The 18335-nt window shown below is 59.9% G+C and carries 9 protein-coding genes; 4 read left to right on the top strand and 5 right to left on the bottom strand.

Annotated elements, in window-relative coordinates:
- Positions 1-110: 110 nt before the first annotated feature.
- Both ALQ04_RS03130 and ALQ04_RS03125 read right to left on the bottom strand, forming a co-directional pair.
- Complete coding sequence (locus tag ALQ04_RS03130; protein ID WP_122314397.1) at positions 111-1142, bottom strand: FAD:protein FMN transferase; 1032 nt, start codon at positions 1140-1142, stop codon at positions 111-113.
- Complete coding sequence (locus tag ALQ04_RS03125; protein ID WP_122314396.1) at positions 1139-5713, bottom strand: dermonecrotic toxin domain-containing protein; 4575 nt, start codon at positions 5711-5713, stop codon at positions 1139-1141. Before ALQ04_RS03125 ends, ALQ04_RS03130 begins: the two co-directional genes overlap by 4 nt.
- A 283-nt stretch (positions 5714-5996) precedes the next feature.
- Between ALQ04_RS03125 and ALQ04_RS03120 the strand changes: the two genes are divergently transcribed.
- Positions 5997-7289, top strand: a complete 1293-nt coding sequence (locus ALQ04_RS03120) for an MFS transporter (RefSeq protein WP_122314395.1) — start codon at positions 5997-5999, stop codon at positions 7287-7289.
- A 55-nt stretch (positions 7290-7344) separates the two neighbouring features.
- Here ALQ04_RS03120 and ALQ04_RS03115 read toward each other — a convergent pair whose 3' ends face one another.
- Positions 7345-8610 carry an MFS transporter gene (locus ALQ04_RS03115; protein WP_122314394.1) on the bottom strand — a complete coding sequence of 422 codons (1266 nt, stop codon included), beginning with the start codon at positions 8608-8610 and terminating at the stop codon, positions 7345-7347.
- A 167-nt stretch (positions 8611-8777) separates the two neighbouring features.
- The gene (locus ALQ04_RS03110) at positions 8778-10241 is read right to left on the bottom strand and encodes a glyceraldehyde-3-phosphate dehydrogenase (protein ID WP_122314393.1); all 1464 of its coding nucleotides are present in this window, start codon (positions 10239-10241) and stop codon (positions 8778-8780) included.
- A 215-nt stretch (positions 10242-10456) separates the two neighbouring features.
- Here ALQ04_RS03110 and mfd point away from each other — a divergent pair, with 215 nt between their 5' ends.
- From mfd to ALQ04_RS03095, 3 genes are all read left to right on the top strand, one after another.
- The gene (gene mfd, locus ALQ04_RS03105) at positions 10457-13909 is read left to right on the top strand and encodes a transcription-repair coupling factor (protein ID WP_122314392.1); all 3453 of its coding nucleotides are present in this window, start codon (positions 10457-10459) and stop codon (positions 13907-13909) included.
- Positions 13910-13920: 11 nt separating this feature from the next.
- Complete coding sequence (locus ALQ04_RS03100) at positions 13921-14445, top strand: CsiV family protein (RefSeq protein ID WP_122314391.1); 525 nt, start codon at positions 13921-13923, stop codon at positions 14443-14445.
- A 67-nt stretch (positions 14446-14512) separates the two neighbouring features.
- Positions 14513-17248 (top strand): DEAD/DEAH box helicase, encoded by a 2736-nt coding sequence (locus ALQ04_RS03095; protein WP_122314390.1) that lies wholly within the window; start codon positions 14513-14515, stop codon positions 17246-17248.
- A 340-nt stretch (positions 17249-17588) separates the two neighbouring features.
- On the opposite strand, the gene ALQ04_RS03090 is transcribed toward ALQ04_RS03095, so the two are convergent.
- Positions 17589-18329, bottom strand: a complete 741-nt coding sequence (locus tag ALQ04_RS03090; protein ID WP_122314389.1) for an S-methyl-5'-thioinosine phosphorylase — start codon at positions 18327-18329, stop codon at positions 17589-17591.
- Positions 18330-18335: the final 6 nt, after the last annotated feature.

The following is an 18335-nucleotide window of genomic DNA, read 5'->3' as shown; positions in this document are numbered from 1 at the left end:
TAAAACACGGGGCGCAGTCTAGCGCTGCACTAAGGAGGCGAACATTACCCCTTGGTCGCGTTGAAGGCCACTTTTGTCTGTTCGGCCTGATCGACTTTCCTGCCCGAAACTCACTGCGCGGGCACGTTACACAGCTGATCGAACGCCGGATTGCTGCGAATGATAAAACGCTTATCGGCGCGAATCACAAAAAAAGCAGCAATCCGGTGCTGTTGTGCGTAATCCCAGCCGCGTTCGGCACCCATGATCAACAATAGCGTCGATAAGCCGTCTGCCATCAATGCCGACGGATGAATCACCGACACCGATGCCAGATCATGATCGACCGGGGTGCCAATCAAGGCATTGAGGGTATGCGCATAGCGACGCCCTTCGCGCTCGAAATAGTGCCGATAGTCGCCTGAAGTCGAAACGCCACAACCATCCAGGGCGAAGATTTTCTGCGCGACCTGCTGATCGTCGCGAGGCGCTTCCAGGGCCACTCGCCACGCCGAACCATCGGGCTTGCGCCCCCGGGTCTTCAGTTCGCCAGTAACTTGCACCAGATAGTCATGCACGCCCAGCTCTTCAAGGCGACTGCCGATACGATCAACCGTATAACCGGCCGCCATGCTGCTCAGGTCCACTTCCACCGCGGCATCCTTGCACAGGCGCTGGCCCTCGATACTCAGGTGTCGATACCCTACCCGCTCCAGAGTCCGGGCCAGTTGCCGGGCAGTCGGCACCTGCTCGCCGCGGGACTGGGGGCCAAAGCCCCACAGGTTCAGCAGCGGCAGGACGGTCAGATCGAAAGCGCCATCCGTTTCACGGGACAGATGCTCACCGACACGAACCAGTTCCAGCACCGCGGGCGGCATGGACTGGCAACTGTTGGCCGGCAGGACATTGAAACGCTCGATATCCGAGTCGTTGCGCCAGGTGGACATCTGCTGATCGACCTCGGCCAGTATTGCCTCGACCTCCGGCTGAACCACCCGGGCATCCGGCTGGCCAGCGTGGCGTACATAACTGACCGAATAACCGCTGCCCATGGTCGGCCCACCGAAATTCTCCAGGACCGGGCCCGCATCACAGCCGAGCATGGCGCTGGAAAAAAGCCCATACACACCGACGCGCAGCCAAGCCGGTTGCCGCATACTCATGGTGTCAGCACCAGAAACAACCGCTGAGCGATGTCCTTGCCGATGGCGCTGCGATAAATATTGACCACGTCCTTCGCGCCTCCCGAGTCCTTGATCAATGACTTGTAACCAAGCAGCCGCTGCTCGGGCAGTTTCAGATGAGCGGCGGTAAACGCTTGAGCACTGTCCGTTTCATTTCTGTAGTGAAAATGCGCCCACCACAATAACCGGTTGTCCTTGTCACGAATCGCAAACTCCTGAAGAAAATCATCCTGCCTGGCACCCGATATGTTTTTTCTGCCATTGAAACTGGAGATATTGATTTCGCCCTGGCGATGCAGATAGCTGATGCGTGCCGCCGTCGGTGGCTGGGCCTTGATCATCGAAATACGCAGGCTGCGGCCCTCGGCAGTCAGACGGGCAGCGGCCTCACGCAATTGTGTCGCCGTTCTGGCCAGCGCCAGAGAAAGCTCGGCGGGCGTCTGGGCAGACGTTGCCCGGTCGCTCATCTGTTCGGCAAGCGCAGTCAGCTTGTCGGCCCTGAGGACAAGAATATCCTCGACGTCCTCGGGCTCATAGTTGCGCGTCGACTGCAGACGAGCCTTGTCGAGCGCCTGTTCCACTTCCTGCAGCGACGCCTGGGCACGTTTTTGCAGCTCACCCGGCGATGTCGAGCGAACACTGGGAGCGGGTCTTTCAGGGCTTTCGGTCTGGATCTCCACCCATTGGCCATCCGAATGGCGGTGCCATGAACTGATCACCTTGCCAGTCAGCGCATTCTTGATATCGGCGACTTCGCCGGGGAAACTCCGCTCACCCTGGCGGACCTGCCCGACAAAGGAGCGATGATTGCGGGTCCGGATGACGCGCTTGGACGGCTGCTCGAAACGCGGCATATGCTCGACCACGACCGGTGGAGGCTCGACATTCTCCTGGATCAGTTGTGCCAGCCGGGTCTGGGTCAGCTCGCACAACTCGTTCAACTCGGCCTTGAACGTCTCCAGATAACCGGCCTGTTCCGGGGCAAATTTCGCCACATCGACATCATCAGCAACCCCTCTGGTCTTCTGGTACTCCCGCAGAGTGCTTTCCAGCACATCAATCTGCTCGGTCAACGAGTAGCTGTTGGGTTTTTCCAGCTCGGCATGCGAGGCAAATGCATTATTCAAGTCAATATCTGTCCGCACGTCCTTGAAAGCGCGAAGCTCATCGGCATCCATCATGTGTTCCTTGCTGAAACACAGTTCCAGAACCGACATCATGCGCTGGATTTTCCACTCCAGACTGCAGAAGATTTTGCTCTCATACGCCGCCATGACCTGCTGACGCCAGATTTCCTCGCCCACTTTAGGCAGCGCGCGCACTTGCTCCCATAGCGACTCGCGGATCTGCGACCAGTGAACGCCTTTTTCCTGCCTGATCACCAACGACTTGAACATGCTCAGGTAAATCTCGACGTTTTTCTGCGAGGCCAGGCCTCCCGCCTCGGTCATTTTCGCCAGGGCAGTATTGGCAATCCTCGAGTCATCCGCCGCCAACCGACCTTCAAGAAGCTCCAGGTGGGCAGTTACCAACACGATCCGCTGCGCCCTGTTACGCTCGGCCGGCCGATCACCGGCTCTCAGTTGCTGCCACAGATCGATACGCTGCTTCAACACGTCGACTTCTTCGCCCAGGGTACTTTCCAGACGATCGAAAAACAGCTGTCGCACTTCACCGGTGGCGGTATTCAAATGCGCGTGATAACCCAGAATCCTGTCCACCAGTTCCATCTCGCGCTGATCGAGCTGATCCAGACTCTGATTGATACGAGCCATGTTGGCGGCATTCTGCTCGGCCAGCAGGCGAATGTTTTTCTTCGGTCCGCCACCGCGCAGATGCAGTGACAAATCCAGACGCCAGTCCTGCCCGGCACGCTTGAGCCACGGCCCCGTCAAGGCCGGGTCATAGAACCCCACGACCCGGACCTCGCCCTCTTCGACCCGGACCCGAAACAGGTCGCTACCGACCCTGGCCAGCCAGATGTCATTGTGGCTGTAGAGACCTGCATATTCCCCCGCTGCAACCGGCGCACCGGCCAGTGCTACCGAGCGGACCTTGAAGGCTTCCAACGCCCGACGTTGCGTTTCGGTCAGCCGACTTTCCGGTTGCGACCAGGAAAAATCGAGAACCGTGCGGGTATCGCCCAGCGCGGTTTTAAAGCTGGCGGGAGCCTGATGAACCGGTACGGAATCCGCAGCCACTACCGGTTCCAGCGCTGTTTGATCGTGCGCCAGCAAACTCATCGAAACCAGCGCATCAGTGGAAACACCGTAATGCAGCAATACCAGCGAGATATTGAGCAGCAATTCGGCCAGCTGTGTTGCGCCCTCTTCAGGCGCAGTCAGTTGCTGGTTGATACTGGACAACAACTGCACCAGCCACAGGGCATTGGCCGCCGGCCCGCTGAGCAGCGGCAACACGGTATTGAGCAACAACCAGCCGCCTTCCTTGAAAAACGCCCAGCGGCTCTCGGCATTCGATACGGCATTGCGGTCAGCCAGCTCGATCAGTGCCCGTGCATTGGCATTGAACAAGGCCTGCATGATGTCACCATCGACCACCTCGGTACCCAGCACCGCAGGCAGCGGTTTTTCCAGCGGGGCGAACTCCGAGCCCAGGCCAAAACGGGTGATATGCGGCTCGTCAAAACCACCATGGGCGTAAACCGGACGCGCAGCGTCACTCAGCCAGGCCAGTATGTCGTTCTGCAATGTTCCGGGCCGCCTGACCGCCGCCAGCAGCGCCGGCCAGTCGGCAAACTCGATCAGCGGCGAGCGGGCAAAGGGTCGATACAACAGATGCGGGCCGGCAGTCGTGTCCTGTGGACCGATGACGAACATATTGCTCACCACGTCAGCTTGCTGGCCTGCGCGGCGAACGAAAGCCAGGGGCCGCAGCACAATTGGCCGGGGCCCGACACAGCGTTCGGCCACGACGCTTTGCATGATTGCGCAGACCGACTGATAGCCTTTGAGGCTCAGTTCACCCTTGATCTTCTGCTCCAGCGCCTGCAACGGCAATTGCAGGCGCAATTGATCGGCGAACAGAGCCTGACGCCGCTGCGCTTCGGCAGTATCAGTAACCAGATAGCGCTTGAGCAGGTCCGGATAGACCTGGCCAATATCGACACGTACGGTCAGTTGCTTCAGATAATCCGCCGTTAGCCAGTGCGGCAATGGTTTGCCATCCGTGCGCTGCACGGTGATTTCTCCTACGGGCAGGCCAGAGAGGTTTTCCAGGGCAAACTCGGGCAATGTCAGGTACAGCGGATCAATGCTTCCCACCGCAAAAGGCTCGCCGCCGCCGGCCACCGTTGCCGCCGCGACCCTGTCGATGCGCACTTGAATCTGCCGGGGCAAAAAGTCCACGCCATCCAGGTGGTCCTGAGCAATGGCGACTGCCAGGGATCGCGAAGCGAACTCCAGTATCGGCGGCAGTCCTTCATTGAAGGACTTTCCATTGGAGCGTTTCTGGGCCACCGCCAGATCACCTATCAGGCGGCTGTACTCGCTGCGATCCGCCTCTTGGGCGTTCTTCATCCAGCGGGGCAAACGATCAATGCCCAGCTTCGCTGACACATCGCTCAGCCCGAAAAGCGCACAGACATCAGTCAGTGCTGCCAGCGAATGCTCCAGGGCATCAAGGTTATAGACCCGCTGAGCCTTGAGGCCTTGCACACCCGTCAGCTGGTTTTCCAGGATTGCCTGGATCAGGACGCCGAAAATATTCTCCTGCGGCTCATGGGCCGTCCATTGCACATCGCCTGTCTCGACATGGCCACTGAGCAATCCACTCAGGCTTTGCTCCCAGGATCTAAGCGACGGCCAGACCTGACAGTTTCCCGAAACCTGATACATCAAGACCCGCCCATGAGCGTGCCGATCACTGAAAATGACCAGTGCTGGCAGTAACACCGAAACGACATCCGGACTACTGATATGCAGGCTGACAAGACAGGCCCGCGAAGGCGCCTGACCTGTACCTCTGCGCTCGCGGTCGGCCTTTTGCGGAAACAGGGCTACAGTGCGCAACCACTCCCGAGCCTCGGCATCGACCGGGCGCGGAGGCGTTGTCGCGGCCAGATCGTCGAGCAGTTTCTGCCTGACGCGCTCCGTCAGCCAGGCCCAACGACTGCGGCCATCGACACTTTCGTCTCTGGACTCACTCCAGTAATTGGTCAGGGCCTGCTGGACGTTCTCGAACAGACCGAGAATCAGCCGGTTCATCAGCACGCCGATATTGAACATATTGACAGGCAACGGGTATGAGTCACCCGCAGCGGCGAGCAGGCCCGTTTGCTCACGGGTCCATTTCACCGTGGCTTGAGCCGTGAAATTTTCCAGCAGGCAATCGAGAAGGCTGCCGACCTCGACACTCGTGGCCGGTGAAGAACCCATAGCCGGCGTGATCCGGGAAACGACCGCAGCCTGCGGATCGATCTGCAACCTTGGATACAGCTCGCTCAACCCCTGGCGCAAGGTGGCAAGGGCGACCCCGCGCAAGGTGGGACGTGCGGCAAATTGTTCGGCAACATCGAATGCAATAGTCATATGAAATCCAGCTCACTTGTTTGAATGGCTGCCCGGCAAGCGGGCGCTATTTCAATGAGCTAAAGCCATACATCCCCTCGCGACGGCATAAACAAATACCTCATGCAGTACTGCATCCCACAGGCTGCGCAAACGACTCTCACATGACTGAAGGTTGTTTTCGGGATCATTTACACATATGGTTACAATTATGTATCAGGTGCGGGCTTGAGCCTTCGCCAGTACAAAACAGGACATAAATACAACGGATCCCCTAGTTAGACAGCCTAAGTGAGTATTTCCAATGGCCTCAAACACAGGCAAAGGCAAGGCGATTTTTCGCGTTGTCAGCGGCAATTTTCTTGAAATGTACGATTTCATGGTCTATGGCTTTTACGCCACGGCCATTGCCAAGACCTTCTTCCCTTCCGACAGCGCATTCGCGTCCCTGATGCTTTCGCTGGCCACTTTCGGTGCTGGCTTCCTGATGCGCCCGCTGGGTGCGATTTTCCTCGGTGCCTACATTGACCGCCACGGTCGTCGCAAGGGGCTGATCATCACCCTGGCCTTGATGGCGATGGGGACCGTGTTGATCGCCTGCGTTCCGGGCTACGCAACACTGGGCGTTGCCGCACCGTTGCTGGTCCTGCTGGGACGCCTCTTGCAGGGCTTCTCCGCCGGCGTGGAACTGGGTGGCGTTTCGGTCTATCTGGCGGAAATTTCCACGCCGGGCCGCAAAGGCTTCTTCGTCAGTTGGCAATCCGCCAGCCAACAGGCCGCGGTGGTTTTCGCCGGCCTGCTGGGCGTCGGCCTCAACCACTGGCTCAGCCCGGATCAAATGGGTGAATGGGGCTGGCGCGTGCCGTTCCTGGTGGGCTGCCTGATCGTACCGGCCATTTTCATCATCCGCCGCTCGCTGGAGGAGTCGCCTGAATTCGAGGCGCGCACCCATCGTCCGGACCTGAAGGAAGTCGTGCGCTCGATCAGCCAGAACTTCGGCCTGGTGCTGGGCGGCATGGCGCTGGTGGTCATGACCACCGTGTCGTTCTACCTGATCACCGCCTACACCCCGACCTTCGGCAAGAACGAGCTGCATCTGTCGGACCTCGACAGTTTGCTGGTTACCGTCTGCGTGGGCCTGTCCAACTTCATCTGGCTGCCGATCATGGGTTCGTTTTCCGACCGGATCGGCCGCAAGCCGCTACTGATAGCCGCAACCGTACTGGCCATCGCCACTGCCTACCCTGCCCTGTCGTGGCTGGTCGCACACCCGAGCTTCGGCAACCTGCTGATGGTCGAATTGTGGTTCTCGTTCCTGTACGGCTCGTATAACGGCGCCATGGTCGTGGCCCTGACCGAAATCATGCCTGTAGAGGTCCGCACCACCGGTTTCTCCCTGGCCTACAGCCTGGCGACCGCGACCTTTGGCGGCTTCACGCCAGCGGCCTGTACTTACCTGATCCATGTGCTGGACAACAAGGCCGCACCTGGTATCTGGCTGACCGGCGCGGCCATCCTGGGCCTGATCGCAACGCTGGTGCTGTTCCGCAAGGGCGGGCAGCAACTGCAAGCTCCGGGCGCTGCCGCCACCGCCTGATTCAGCGCGTCAAGCCACAAAGAGATGCCCCGGCCCGTGCCGGGGCATTTCATTTTCAGACGTTTGTCTTCCATGGCTTGAAGCTCAACCACAGCAGCAAACCCGGCAACTGCAAGGCAATCATCAGGCCCAGCGACCACTGATAAGCCTCGACCGGATGCCCGGCGCCCTCGCCCACAGGCCATAGATTCAGCACGATCCCCATCAGCCATTGCAGGAAAAACGCCAGCACGAACACCAGCAGATTGAAGGACGAACTCACTCGCCCTGCCAGATCAGGTGCCACCGACTGGGCCACGATGGCGTAGTTCATGGTGGTCGAGGTGCCGAAAAAGCTGAAGCCCATGGCAATCAGATAGGGCGAAACCGGCAAGCCGCTGGCCATGAGTATCTGGAACACAATAAAGACCAGCATACCGCTGCCGCAGACCATGATCGGCTGCACGCCGAAGCGGCGCAGGTAATCGGTAATGACGCCAAACGCCAGGGAGCCGGCAACCATCGCAACCGTGCCGAACAGCAGCACACTGGCCATCGCGGAATCGCTCAGGCCGGCCATATCTCGCAACCACGGCCCCATCCACAACGACAGCACCGACATGTAAATGGCATGGGCGAAGACCGAGTACAGCGCCAGACGCCAGAAAGTCCATGACGAATAAAGCCTGCCTACGGCGGCAAACATATCGGCGTAGCGCGTATTCCTGGACTCGTAGCTGCGGGGCACACTGAAATGAATGATCACGGCGACACAGAAAGTCAGCAGCGCCAGAATCAGAAACGCCTCGCGCCAGCTGATCCAGTTGAGCAACACGTGCAAGGGTGTGGTGGAAGCCATGGCGCCGAGCCCGCCAATCGACAGCAGGCACGCCGTACTCAGAGGCAACCGCTCGGGCGGCAACCAGATGGCGCAGGCCTTGATGGCACTCATCAACGATCCGGCAACGCCGAGCCCGATCAGACCACGTCCGAGCAACAAACCCGCCTCGGTACTGGACAGGCTGAAGATCACCGAACCCAGCACGGCAAGCAACAGCATGGGCGCCTGCACACTGCGCGGGCCGTAACGGTCGAGCATGACGCCCAGCGGGATCTGCGCCGCGGCAAAGGTCAGGAAATAGACTCCCGTCAACAAGCCCAGACTGCTGGCAGGCAGATTCAGGTCAGCCTGCAGGTCGACATAAATCACGGCATTGACGGTGCGGAACATGTAGGAGACGAAGTGGCCCAGGCCAAAAGGGATGAAGATCGTCAGGAACAACAAAAGGAAACTGCTTTTGAGTTGCTTCTGCGAATTGTCCATCGCCGAACTGTTGCTCATCGGGCACTGCTCCATCAGTCGCAAGAAGAGTCGTACGCTCTCCGGCAGTAATCCTGTCAGAGATAACGCTCAGGCTTCAAGCCATCCCAAAAACAAAACGGGCCGAACCTGTGGCTACAGGATTCGGCCCGTTTGCAGAACTGCCCGGTCAGACCGGGCAATTGCTATTACTGTGGAAACGCTGGCGGGTTGACGCCGGCAATATCTTCCATGACGCGAACAACCTGGCAGCTGTAACCGAATTCGTTGTCGTACCAGACGTACAGCACAACGCGGTTATCGTTGACGATGGTTGCTTCGCCATCCACTACACCGGCGTGACGCGAACCGACGAAGTCGGTAGAAACCACTTCCAGCGAGTTCACGAAGTCGATCTGCTTGTGCAGGTCCGAGTGCAGCGCCATGTGACGCAGGTACTCGTTCATCTCTTCACGGCTGGTCGCTTTCTCAAGGTTGAGATTGAGAATGGCCATGGAAACGTTCGGCGTCGGAACGCGGATAGCGTTGCCGGTCAGCTTGCCAGCCAGTTCAGGCAGCGCCTTGGCAGCAGCAGTGGCAGCACCGGTTTCGGTGATGACCATGTTCAGCGCGGCGCTACGGCCACGACGATCGCCCTTGTGGAAGTTGTCGATCAGGTTCTGGTCGTTGGTGTACGAGTGAACCGTTTCAACGTGACCGTTGACGATACCGAACTTGTCGTTGACTGCCTTGAGCACCGGCACGATGGCGTTGGTGGTGCAGGAAGCAGCGGAAACGATCTTGTCGTCAGCGGTGATTTCACCGTGGTTGATACCGTGCACGATGTTCTTCAGCTTGCCTTTGCCAGGCGCAGTCAGAACGACGCGGTCGATACCCGGGCAGGCAAGGTGCTGGCCCAGGCCGTCGGCATCGCGCCATACACCGGTGTTGTCCACCAGCAGGGCGTCCTTGATACCGTACTGGGTGTAATCCACCTCGGCAGGGTTCTTGGCGTAGATGATCTGGATCAGGTTGCCGTTGGCAGTCAGGGTGCTGTTGGCTTCGTCGATGGTGATGGTGCCGTCGAACGGACCATGTACCGAGTCACGACGCAACAGGCTGGCGCGCTTGACCAGATCGTTTTCCGCGCCTTTGCGGACAACGATGGCACGCAGGCGCAGGCCTTCGCCGCCACCAGTCTTCTCGATCAGGATACGGGCCAGCAGGCGACCGATCCGGCCGAAACCGTAAAGCACGACATCGGTGCCTTTGGACGGAGTGGCGTTTTTCTTGCCGACAACGCTGGCCAGTTCGTCACGCACGAACTGCTCGGCGGAACGGCCATTGCCTTCGGTCTTGAATTTCACGGCCAGCTTGCCCAGGTCCACCGAAGCGGCACCCAGTTCAAGTTCGCTCATCGCCTTGACGAGCGGGAAAGTCTCGTGCACGGACAACTCAAGTGCATCGGACTGGCGATGACGGGCAAAGCGGTGAGCTTTGAGAATCGCGATGACTGAACGATTGATCAGGCTGCGGCCATAGATCGAACTCACCACATTGTTATTGCGGTAGAGCTGGCCGATAAGCGGAATCATCGCCTCGGCGAGCGCTTCACGATCGATCCATTCACCAAGACACTGGTCGGGCTTCTGAGTCACGGGAACCTTCCACATGTAGGGGCTGAAAAAAGGGGCTACATTATGCCGCCGCCTTTGTTTATGAGCAATGCGCCGTTGTCAGATCAACGCGCACTACATTTTGTTCCTCTATATACAAGAAACCCCCCGTGCCGGGATTTTATGCTTCAGGCTGACCTGAAAACTGACAGCCACCACCTTCCCCCGGTACAATCGCCGCCCCTGTCGCAACGCCTGGAGTCTGACCTTCCGTGCCCGTTCTGCGTCTACCGCTTCTTCCTGCTGCTGCAGGCAAACAACACTGGGGCAACCTTCCCGGTGCCGCACTGAGCCTGGCGATTGCCGAGGCCGCGAGCGCCGCCAAGCGTTTCACCCTGCTTCTGACCGCCGACAGCCAGAGCGCCGAGCGGCTGGAACAGGAGCTGAAGTTCTTCGCGCCGACGCTTCCGGTCCTGCATTTCCCGGACTGGGAAACCCTGCCCTACGACCTGTTCTCGCCGCACCAGGACATCATTTCCCAGCGTATCGCCAGCCTCTATAGCCTGCCGGAGCTGGATCACGGTGTATTGGTAGTCCCGATCACCACGGCCCTACATCGCCTGGCTCCGACCCGTTTCCTGCTGGGCAGCAGCCTGGTGCTGGATGTCGGCCAGAAGCTCGATGTCGAAGCCATGCGCACGCGCCTGGAAGCCAGCGGCTATCGTTATGTCGATACGGTGTATGAACACGGCGAGTTCACGGTACGCGGCGCGTTGATCGATCTGTTTCCGATGGGCAGCAAGGTCCCATACCGGATCGACCTGTTCGACGACGAAATCGAAACCCTGCGCACCTTCGATCCCGACACCCAGCGCTCCATCGACAAGGTCGACTCGGTGCGCCTGCTGCCGGCCCGCGAATTTCCACTGCAGAAAGAAGAAGTCACGCGCTTCAAGGCCCGCTTCCGCGAGCGCTTCGACGTGGACTTCCGGCGCAGCCCGATCTTCCAGGACCTGAGCAGCGGCATCACGCCAGCCGGTATCGAGTACTACATACCGCTGTTCTTCGAGGAAACCTCGACCCTGTTCGATTACCTGCCGCAGGACACCCAGGTGTTCTCGCTGCCGGGCATCGAACAGGCCGCCGAGAACTTCTGGAACGATGTGCGTAACCGCTACGAAGAACGACGCATCGACCCGGAGCGTCCTTTATTGCCGCCTGCCGAGCTGTTCCTGCCGGTGGAAGACTGCTTTTCGCGCCTGAAAAGCTGGCCACGCATCGTTGCCAGCCAGCAGGATGTCGAAGCCGGCGTCGGTCGCGAACGCTTCCCGGCACAAGGCTTGCCGGATCTGGCCATCGAAGCCAAGGCCAGCCAGCCGCTTGCCGCACTGTCGACCTTTCTCGACGAGTTTCCCGGCCGCGTGCTGTTCACCGCCGAATCCGCCGGACGCCGCGAAGTTTTGCTGGAACTGCTGGAGCGCCTGAAACTGCGCCCCAAGACCGTCGATAACTGGCTCGATTTCGTCAACGGCAAGGACCGTCTGGCGATTACCATCGCGCCGCTGGACGAAGGTCTGCTGCTGGAACAACCGGCCCTGGCACTGGTTGCCGAAAGCCCGCTGTTCGGCCAGCGGGTCATGCAGCGTCGGCGCCGCGAGAAGCGCACCGACGGCGGCAACAACGATGCCGTGATCAAGAACCTTACCGAGCTGCGCGAAGGCGCACCGGTGGTGCATATCGATCACGGGGTTGGCCGTTACCTGGGCCTTGCGACCCTGGAGGTCGAGAACCAGGTAGCCGAATTCCTGATGCTGGCCTATGCCGAGGACGCCAAGCTCTACGTTCCGGTCGCCAACCTGCACCTGATCGCCCGCTACACCGGCAGCGACGACGAAATGGCACCGCTGCATCGCCTGGGCTCGGAAACCTGGCAGAAAGCCAAGCGCAAGGCCGCCGAACAGGTGCGCGACGTCGCCGCCGAGTTGCTGGATATCTACGCTCGCCGCGCTGCCCGCGAAGGCTATGCCTTCGAGGACCCGAAAGCTGATTACGCGACTTTCAGCGCCGGCTTCCCGTTCGAGGAAACGCCGGACCAGCAAACCACCATCGAAGCCGTGCGCGCCGACATGCTGGCGCCCAAGCCGATGGACCGCCTGGTATGCGGCGACGTTGGCTTCGGCAAGACCGAAGTCGCCATGCGCGCGGCCTTTATCGCCGTGCATGGCGGACGTCAGGTGGCGATTCTGGTGCCGACCACCCTGCTCGCCCAGCAGCACTACAACAGCTTCCGCGACCGCTTCGCCGACTGGCCGGTGCGGGTCGAGGTGATGAGCCGCTTCAAGTCCGCCAAGGAAGTGAGCGCCGCAGTCGCCGATCTGGCCGAAGGCAAGATCGACATCGTCATCGGCACCCACAAGCTGCTGCAAGACGACGTAAAAATCAAAAACCTGGGGCTGGTCATCATCGACGAAGAGCACCGCTTCGGCGTCCGCCAGAAGGAACAGCTCAAGGCCCTGCGCAGCGAAGTCGACATCCTGACCCTGACCGCAACGCCGATTCCGCGCACGCTGAACATGGCGGTGTCGGGCATGCGCGACCTGTCGATCATCGCTACTCCTCCGGCGCGGCGACTTTCGGTGCGCACTTTCGTCATGGAGCAGAACAAGCCGACCATCAAGGAAGCGCTGCTGCGCGAGCTGTTGCGCGGCGGTCAGGTCTATTACCTGCACAACGACGTCAAGACCATCGAGAAATGCGCTGCCGATCTGGCTGAACTGGTGCCCGAGGCCCGGATCGGCATCGGCCACGGGCAGATGCGCGAACGCGAACTCGAACAGGTGATGAGCGATTTCTACCACAAGCGCTTCAACGTGCTGATTGCCTCGACCATCATCGAGACCGGCATCGACGTGCCCAGCGCCAACACCATCATCATCGAGCGCGCCGACAAGTTCGGTCTGGCGCAACTGCACCAGTTACGTGGCCGGGTCGGTCGCAGTCACCACCAGGCCTATGCCTACCTGCTCACGCCGCCGCGCAAGCAGATCACGCCCGACGCCGAAAAGCGCCTGGAAGCCATCGCCAACACCCAGGACCTGGGTGCCGGTTTTGTACTGGCCACCAACGACCTGGAAATCCGCGGTGCCGGCGAACTGCTGGGCGACGGCCAGAGCGGCCAGATCCAGGCCGTAGGCTTTACCCTGTACATGGAAATGCTCGAACGCGCCGTCAAGGCGATCCGCAAGGGTGAACAGCCGAACCTCGACCAGCCACTGGGCGGCGGTCCGGAAATCAACCTGCGGGTCCCGGCACTGATTCCGGAATCCTACCTGCCGGATGTGCATACCCGCCTGATCCTGTACAAGCGCATTGCCAATGCCGCCGACGAAGATGGTCTCAAGGACCTGCAAGTGGAGATGATCGACCGCTTCGGCCTGCTGCCCGAACCCACCAAGAGCCTGATCCGCATCACGCTGCTCAAGCTGCATGCCGAACAGCTGGGCATCCGCAAGATCGATGCCGGGCCTCAGGGTGGACGTATCGAGTTTGCAGCCGATACTCCGGTTGATCCGCTGACCCTGATCAAACTGATCCAGGGCCAGCCCAACCGCTACAAATTCGAAGGTGCCACACTCTTCAAATTCATGGTCCCCATGGAGCGCCCCGACGAGCGCTTCAATACGATCGAAGCGCTGCTTGAGCGCCTGACCCCGAAAACTGCTTGAAGGATTCATCCATGCGTCTGTTTCGTTCATTGATCCTGCTGCTGACGCTTGTCGCCCCGACAGCTTTTGCCGACAGCCTGTATCAGGTGGAAATGATCCTGTTCCGCCAGCTCGGCGAGCCAGCCGCCACGCTGCAGTTCGCTCCCGAAGACTGGAACGCCGGCGCCCGCAGGATCGACTCCAGCAATGAGCGCAGCCCGGCACTGAACGATATGGCCAGCAAGCTGCAAGGCAGCGGTCAGTATGAAGTGCTGCTGCAAAAGGCCTGGCAACAGAGCATCGGCACCGAAAAGGCCAAAGTGGCCGTCACCAGTGGCCAGGAACGACTTGGTCACTTCCCGATAGAGGGCACCGTCAGCCTGGCGATCGCCCGCTTCACCGATATCGCGGCGGATTTCTGGATCAACCAGCTCGACCCGCATGGCATATTGATCAGCAGCGAGCGCATGAAGCAGACCGCCAGGGTCAAGAACGGCGAGTTGATCTATCTGGACAACAGCAATCTGGCCTTGCTGATAAAAGTGTCTCCCCTTTGAGCATTCAGGAGCGCTGCTGCGCTCCCTTTCTTTTGAGCATCGCTACGGCGTAGGGCTTTCTAAAACTGTGTCGTCCATTCTCGAAAAAGTCCTTGCCTCGGCATGGACACAGCTATTCAAACCCCAGACTCTTGAGCGGGGGTACAACTATGCCCTGCAAAAACGCATCAGCCTCGAAGAGTCCAGCCCGCAGATCATTCGCACGACCTGTCGCGGCTCCAGCCTCGAGCTGTACACCCAGACGCTGCTGTTCAAGGACCCGGATCGCTACAAGAACTTTCTGGTCTGCAAATGCACCTGCCCGGTTCGCGACGACTGCAAGCACTGTGTCGCGGCCCTGTATTTCCTGCAGGACCCGCTGAACAAGCCGGCCCTCGCTGCCGCCATGGTTGCGCCGAGCCGCGAGGTCGTCGAGCCCAAAGCCAGCCTGCCGGAGCGCCTGATCGACGACCTGAAACCCATCCCGCGCCTGATCCTGGCCAGCATCGAGTTCAGCGCCTACGAGCCACGCAACGGGCGTATGCAACGTCATATCCAGCATCGCGCGGCACTGGCCTTCGCCTATGGCAAGCACTACGCGGTCGGCACCACCAACGTCAGCATTCTGGTCAGCTCCCTGGGCAGCGATCTGGTCAATCAGAAGAGCGACATCATCGAGCACACCGAAACCGAAACCCTGCGCATCCGTCGCCAGGGCGAACAGGAGCGGCAATATCGCCAGCAACTGAACGACATCGGCTTCAAGGTCGCTACCCGGCAAAGCAAGGCCCTGCCCGACAGCGCCGGCGACATGTATGAACTGCCCACCGACAAGGCATGGCTGCATTTTGTGCTCGACGATCTGCCCAGGCTGCGCGAGCAAGGCTGGGAAATCGAGATACATGACGACTTCGGCTTTGACGTCACCCCAGTGGATGACTGGTATGCGGTCATCGACGAGGAAAGCGAGCGCGACTGGTTCGATCTTGAGCTGGGCATCATCGTCAACGGCGAACGCCTGAGCCTGCTGCCGATCCTGATCAATCTGCTGCGCAGCCATCCGGAACTGATGAGCCCTTCGGCGGTGGCCAAGCGCGGCGATGAAGAGCAACTGCTGGTCCAGCTCAACCACTTCACCCAGAGCGGCGGCGGACCGGTTCAGGTTGCACTGCCCTACGGGCGGCTCAAGCCGGTACTGGCGACCCTCGGCGACTTCTACTGGCGCGAGCAGGACAGCAACACCCTGCGCATGAGCACCGCCGATGCGACGCGCCTGACCGAGCTCGACGACCTGCCGCTGGTCTGGCAGGGCGGCGACCGGCTGCGTCAGTTCGCCGAACGCCTGACCAACATCAAGGATGCGCCGGTGAGCCTGCCGGCAGGCCTGAACGCCACCTTGCGGCCTTACCAGCTTGAAGGCCTGAGCTGGATGCAGTCATTGCGCGAGCTGGAAGTCGGCGGCGTGCTGGCCGATGACATGGGGCTGGGCAAGACCCTGCAGACCCTGACCCATCTGCTGATGGAAAAACAGGCCGGACGCCTGGACCGCCCTGCCCTGGCGGTCATGCCCACCAGCCTGATCCCCAACTGGCTGGACGAAGCCGAAAACTTTACGCCGCAACTCAAGGTTCTGGCCTTGTATGGCGCCAATCGTCATCAGGAAGCGAGCAACCTTCAGGACTACGACCTGATCCTGACCACCTACGCCCTGCTGCCACGGGATCTGGAACTGCTGGAGAAGCAGCCGCTGCACGTACTGATTCTCGATGAAGCGCAGTACATCAAGAACCCCAACAGCAAGGCCGCGCAGGCTGCACGTAACCTCAATGCCCGCCAGCGCCTGTGCCTGAGCGGCACGCCGCTGGAAAATCACCTGGGCGAGCTGTGGTCGCTGTTTCACTTCCTGATGCCCGGCTGGCTGGGCAGCAGCAAGGAGTTCAACAGCAACTACCGGACCGCCATTGAAAAGCACGGCAATGTGGATCGCCTGCACCACCTCAATGCGCGCATCAAGCCATTCCTGCTGCGCCGCACCAAGGAACAGGTCGCGACCGAACTGCCGCCCAAGACCGAAATCATTCATTGGGTCGAACTCAATGACGCACAGCGTGATGTGTACGAAACCGTACGCCTGGCCATGGACAAGAAGGTCCGCGACGAAATCACCCGCAAGGGCGTGGCCCGCAGCCAGATCATCATTCTTGAAGCACTGCTCAAGCTGCGTCAGGTCTGCTGCGATCTGCGTCTGGTCAATGACGACATGCCGGTCAACAGCAAACAGGGCAGCTCGGCCAAACTGCAAAGCCTGATGGAGATGTTCGAGGAACTGCTGGCCGAGGGACGCAAGATCCTGCTGTTCTCGCAATTCACCTCGATGCTGACCCTGATCCAGCAGGAGCTTGAGCAGCGCGGCATTCCTTACGCGCTGCTCACAGGCGCCACCCGCGATCGGCGCACGCCGATCCACGAGTTCCAGAACGGCAAGCTGCCGGTATTCCTGATCAGCCTGAAGGCTGGTGGCACCGGCCTCAACCTGACCGCTGCCGATACCGTGATTCACTATGATCCATGGTGGAACCCGGCCGCCGAAAACCAGGCCACCGACCGCGCCTATCGCATCGGTCAGGACAAACCGGTGTTCGTCTACAAGATGATTGCCCGTGGCACCGTGGAGGAAAAGATCCAGCGCTTGCAGCAGGAGAAATCCGCACTGGCGGCCGGCGTTCTCGACGGACGTTCGACGGGCGACTGGAAATTACGCGATGAAGACCTGCAGGCGCTGTTTGCGCCGTTGCCGGCAGCACCGAAGAAAGGCAAGAAATAACCAGGCAGGAGCGAATTCATTCGCGAAGAGGACGTTCAGGCAACAAGACATCCGGCGCCTGAAGGAACGCTTTCGCGGATGAATCCACTCCTGCAGGCAAATAAAAACCCGCCGAAGCGGGTTTTTCCCAAGACCATTCCAACTCCCTGTCAGCAGCCCTCCGGGCAATGGTCGATCATCCTTGATCCTGGCGAACTCCTTGTTCACCAGTTGTTGGATCCAATATTACGAGCATCAGTGAAAAGCGAAAAGAGCGAAGTATCTTCAGCTCGTGTAAGCCTTTGGCTATACGTTGGCTCTGAAATGACTGATGAAACGATTTTCGCGAATAAATTCGCGACTACTGCGCCGACAGGACCCGCGCCAGGGTCGCTTTCACTTTGCCCATGCCATCACGCAGCGCCTGCTCGATCTCGGCCATGGTAATCACCGCAGTGGACTTGCCCGCTGCCGGATTGACCACCAGCGCCAGACAGGCGTAATCCAGTTCCAGCTCGCGAGCCAGCGCAGCTTCGGGCATGCCGGTCATGCCGACAATGTCGCAGCCATCACGCTCAAGACGCACGATCTCGGCCACCGTCTCCAGACGCGGGCCCTGGGTGCAGGCATACACGCCACGATCACTGAACTCGCAACCTTCAGCCGCCAGGGCCGCGATCAGCCGGGCGCGCAGCGCTTCGCTGTAGGGGTAGCTGAAATCGATATGCGTGACCTGCTCCAGATCATCGGCAAAGAAAGTGTGCTGGCGACCGCTGGTGTAATCGACCAGGTCATGGGGCACACAGAAAAGCCCGGTGCCCATGGCGGGATGAATGCCGCCGACCGCGTTGACGGCCAGAATCGCTTGCGCACCGGCCTGCTTCAAGGCCCAGATATTGGCGCGGTAGTTGACCTGATGCGGCGGCAGGCGGTGAGGATGACCGTGGCGAGCCAGGAACATCACTTCACGACCGGCATAATCACCAATCTGGATTTCGCCGGACGGTACGCCGTAAGGCGTATTCATGGGCAGGGACTGGCGAATATTGAGCCCTTCCAGCTGGGTCAGGCCCGTACCACCGATAATCGCGTAAACAGTCATTGCAAA

Source organism: Pseudomonas cichorii (genome assembly GCF_003700275.1).
Taxonomy (GTDB): Bacteria; Pseudomonadota; Gammaproteobacteria; order Pseudomonadales; family Pseudomonadaceae; genus Aquipseudomonas; species Aquipseudomonas cichorii_B.
This window is presented reverse-complemented; position numbering and strand designations above follow the sequence as displayed.

Excerpts from the sequence above, each read along its gene's own strand:
- ALQ04_RS03130 (WP_122314397.1), bottom strand. The coding sequence starts at position 1,142 with ATGAGTATGCGGCAACCGGCTTGGCTGCGCGTCGGTGTGTATGGGCTT.
- ALQ04_RS03125 (WP_122314396.1), bottom strand. The coding sequence starts at position 5,713 with ATGACTATTGCATTCGATGTTGCCGAACAATTTGCCGCACGTCCCACC.
- ALQ04_RS03120 (WP_122314395.1), top strand. The coding sequence starts at position 5,997 with ATGGCCTCAAACACAGGCAAAGGCAAGGCGATTTTTCGCGTTGTCAGC.
- ALQ04_RS03115 (WP_122314394.1), bottom strand. The coding sequence starts at position 8,610 with ATGAGCAACAGTTCGGCGATGGACAATTCGCAGAAGCAACTCAAAAGC.
- ALQ04_RS03110 (WP_122314393.1), bottom strand. The coding sequence starts at position 10,241 with ATGTGGAAGGTTCCCGTGACTCAGAAGCCCGACCAGTGTCTTGGTGAA.
- ALQ04_RS03100 (WP_122314391.1), top strand. The coding sequence starts at position 13,921 with ATGCGTCTGTTTCGTTCATTGATCCTGCTGCTGACGCTTGTCGCCCCG.
- ALQ04_RS03090 (WP_122314389.1), bottom strand. The coding sequence starts at position 18,329 with ATGACTGTTTACGCGATTATCGGTGGTACGGGCCTGACCCAGCTGGAA.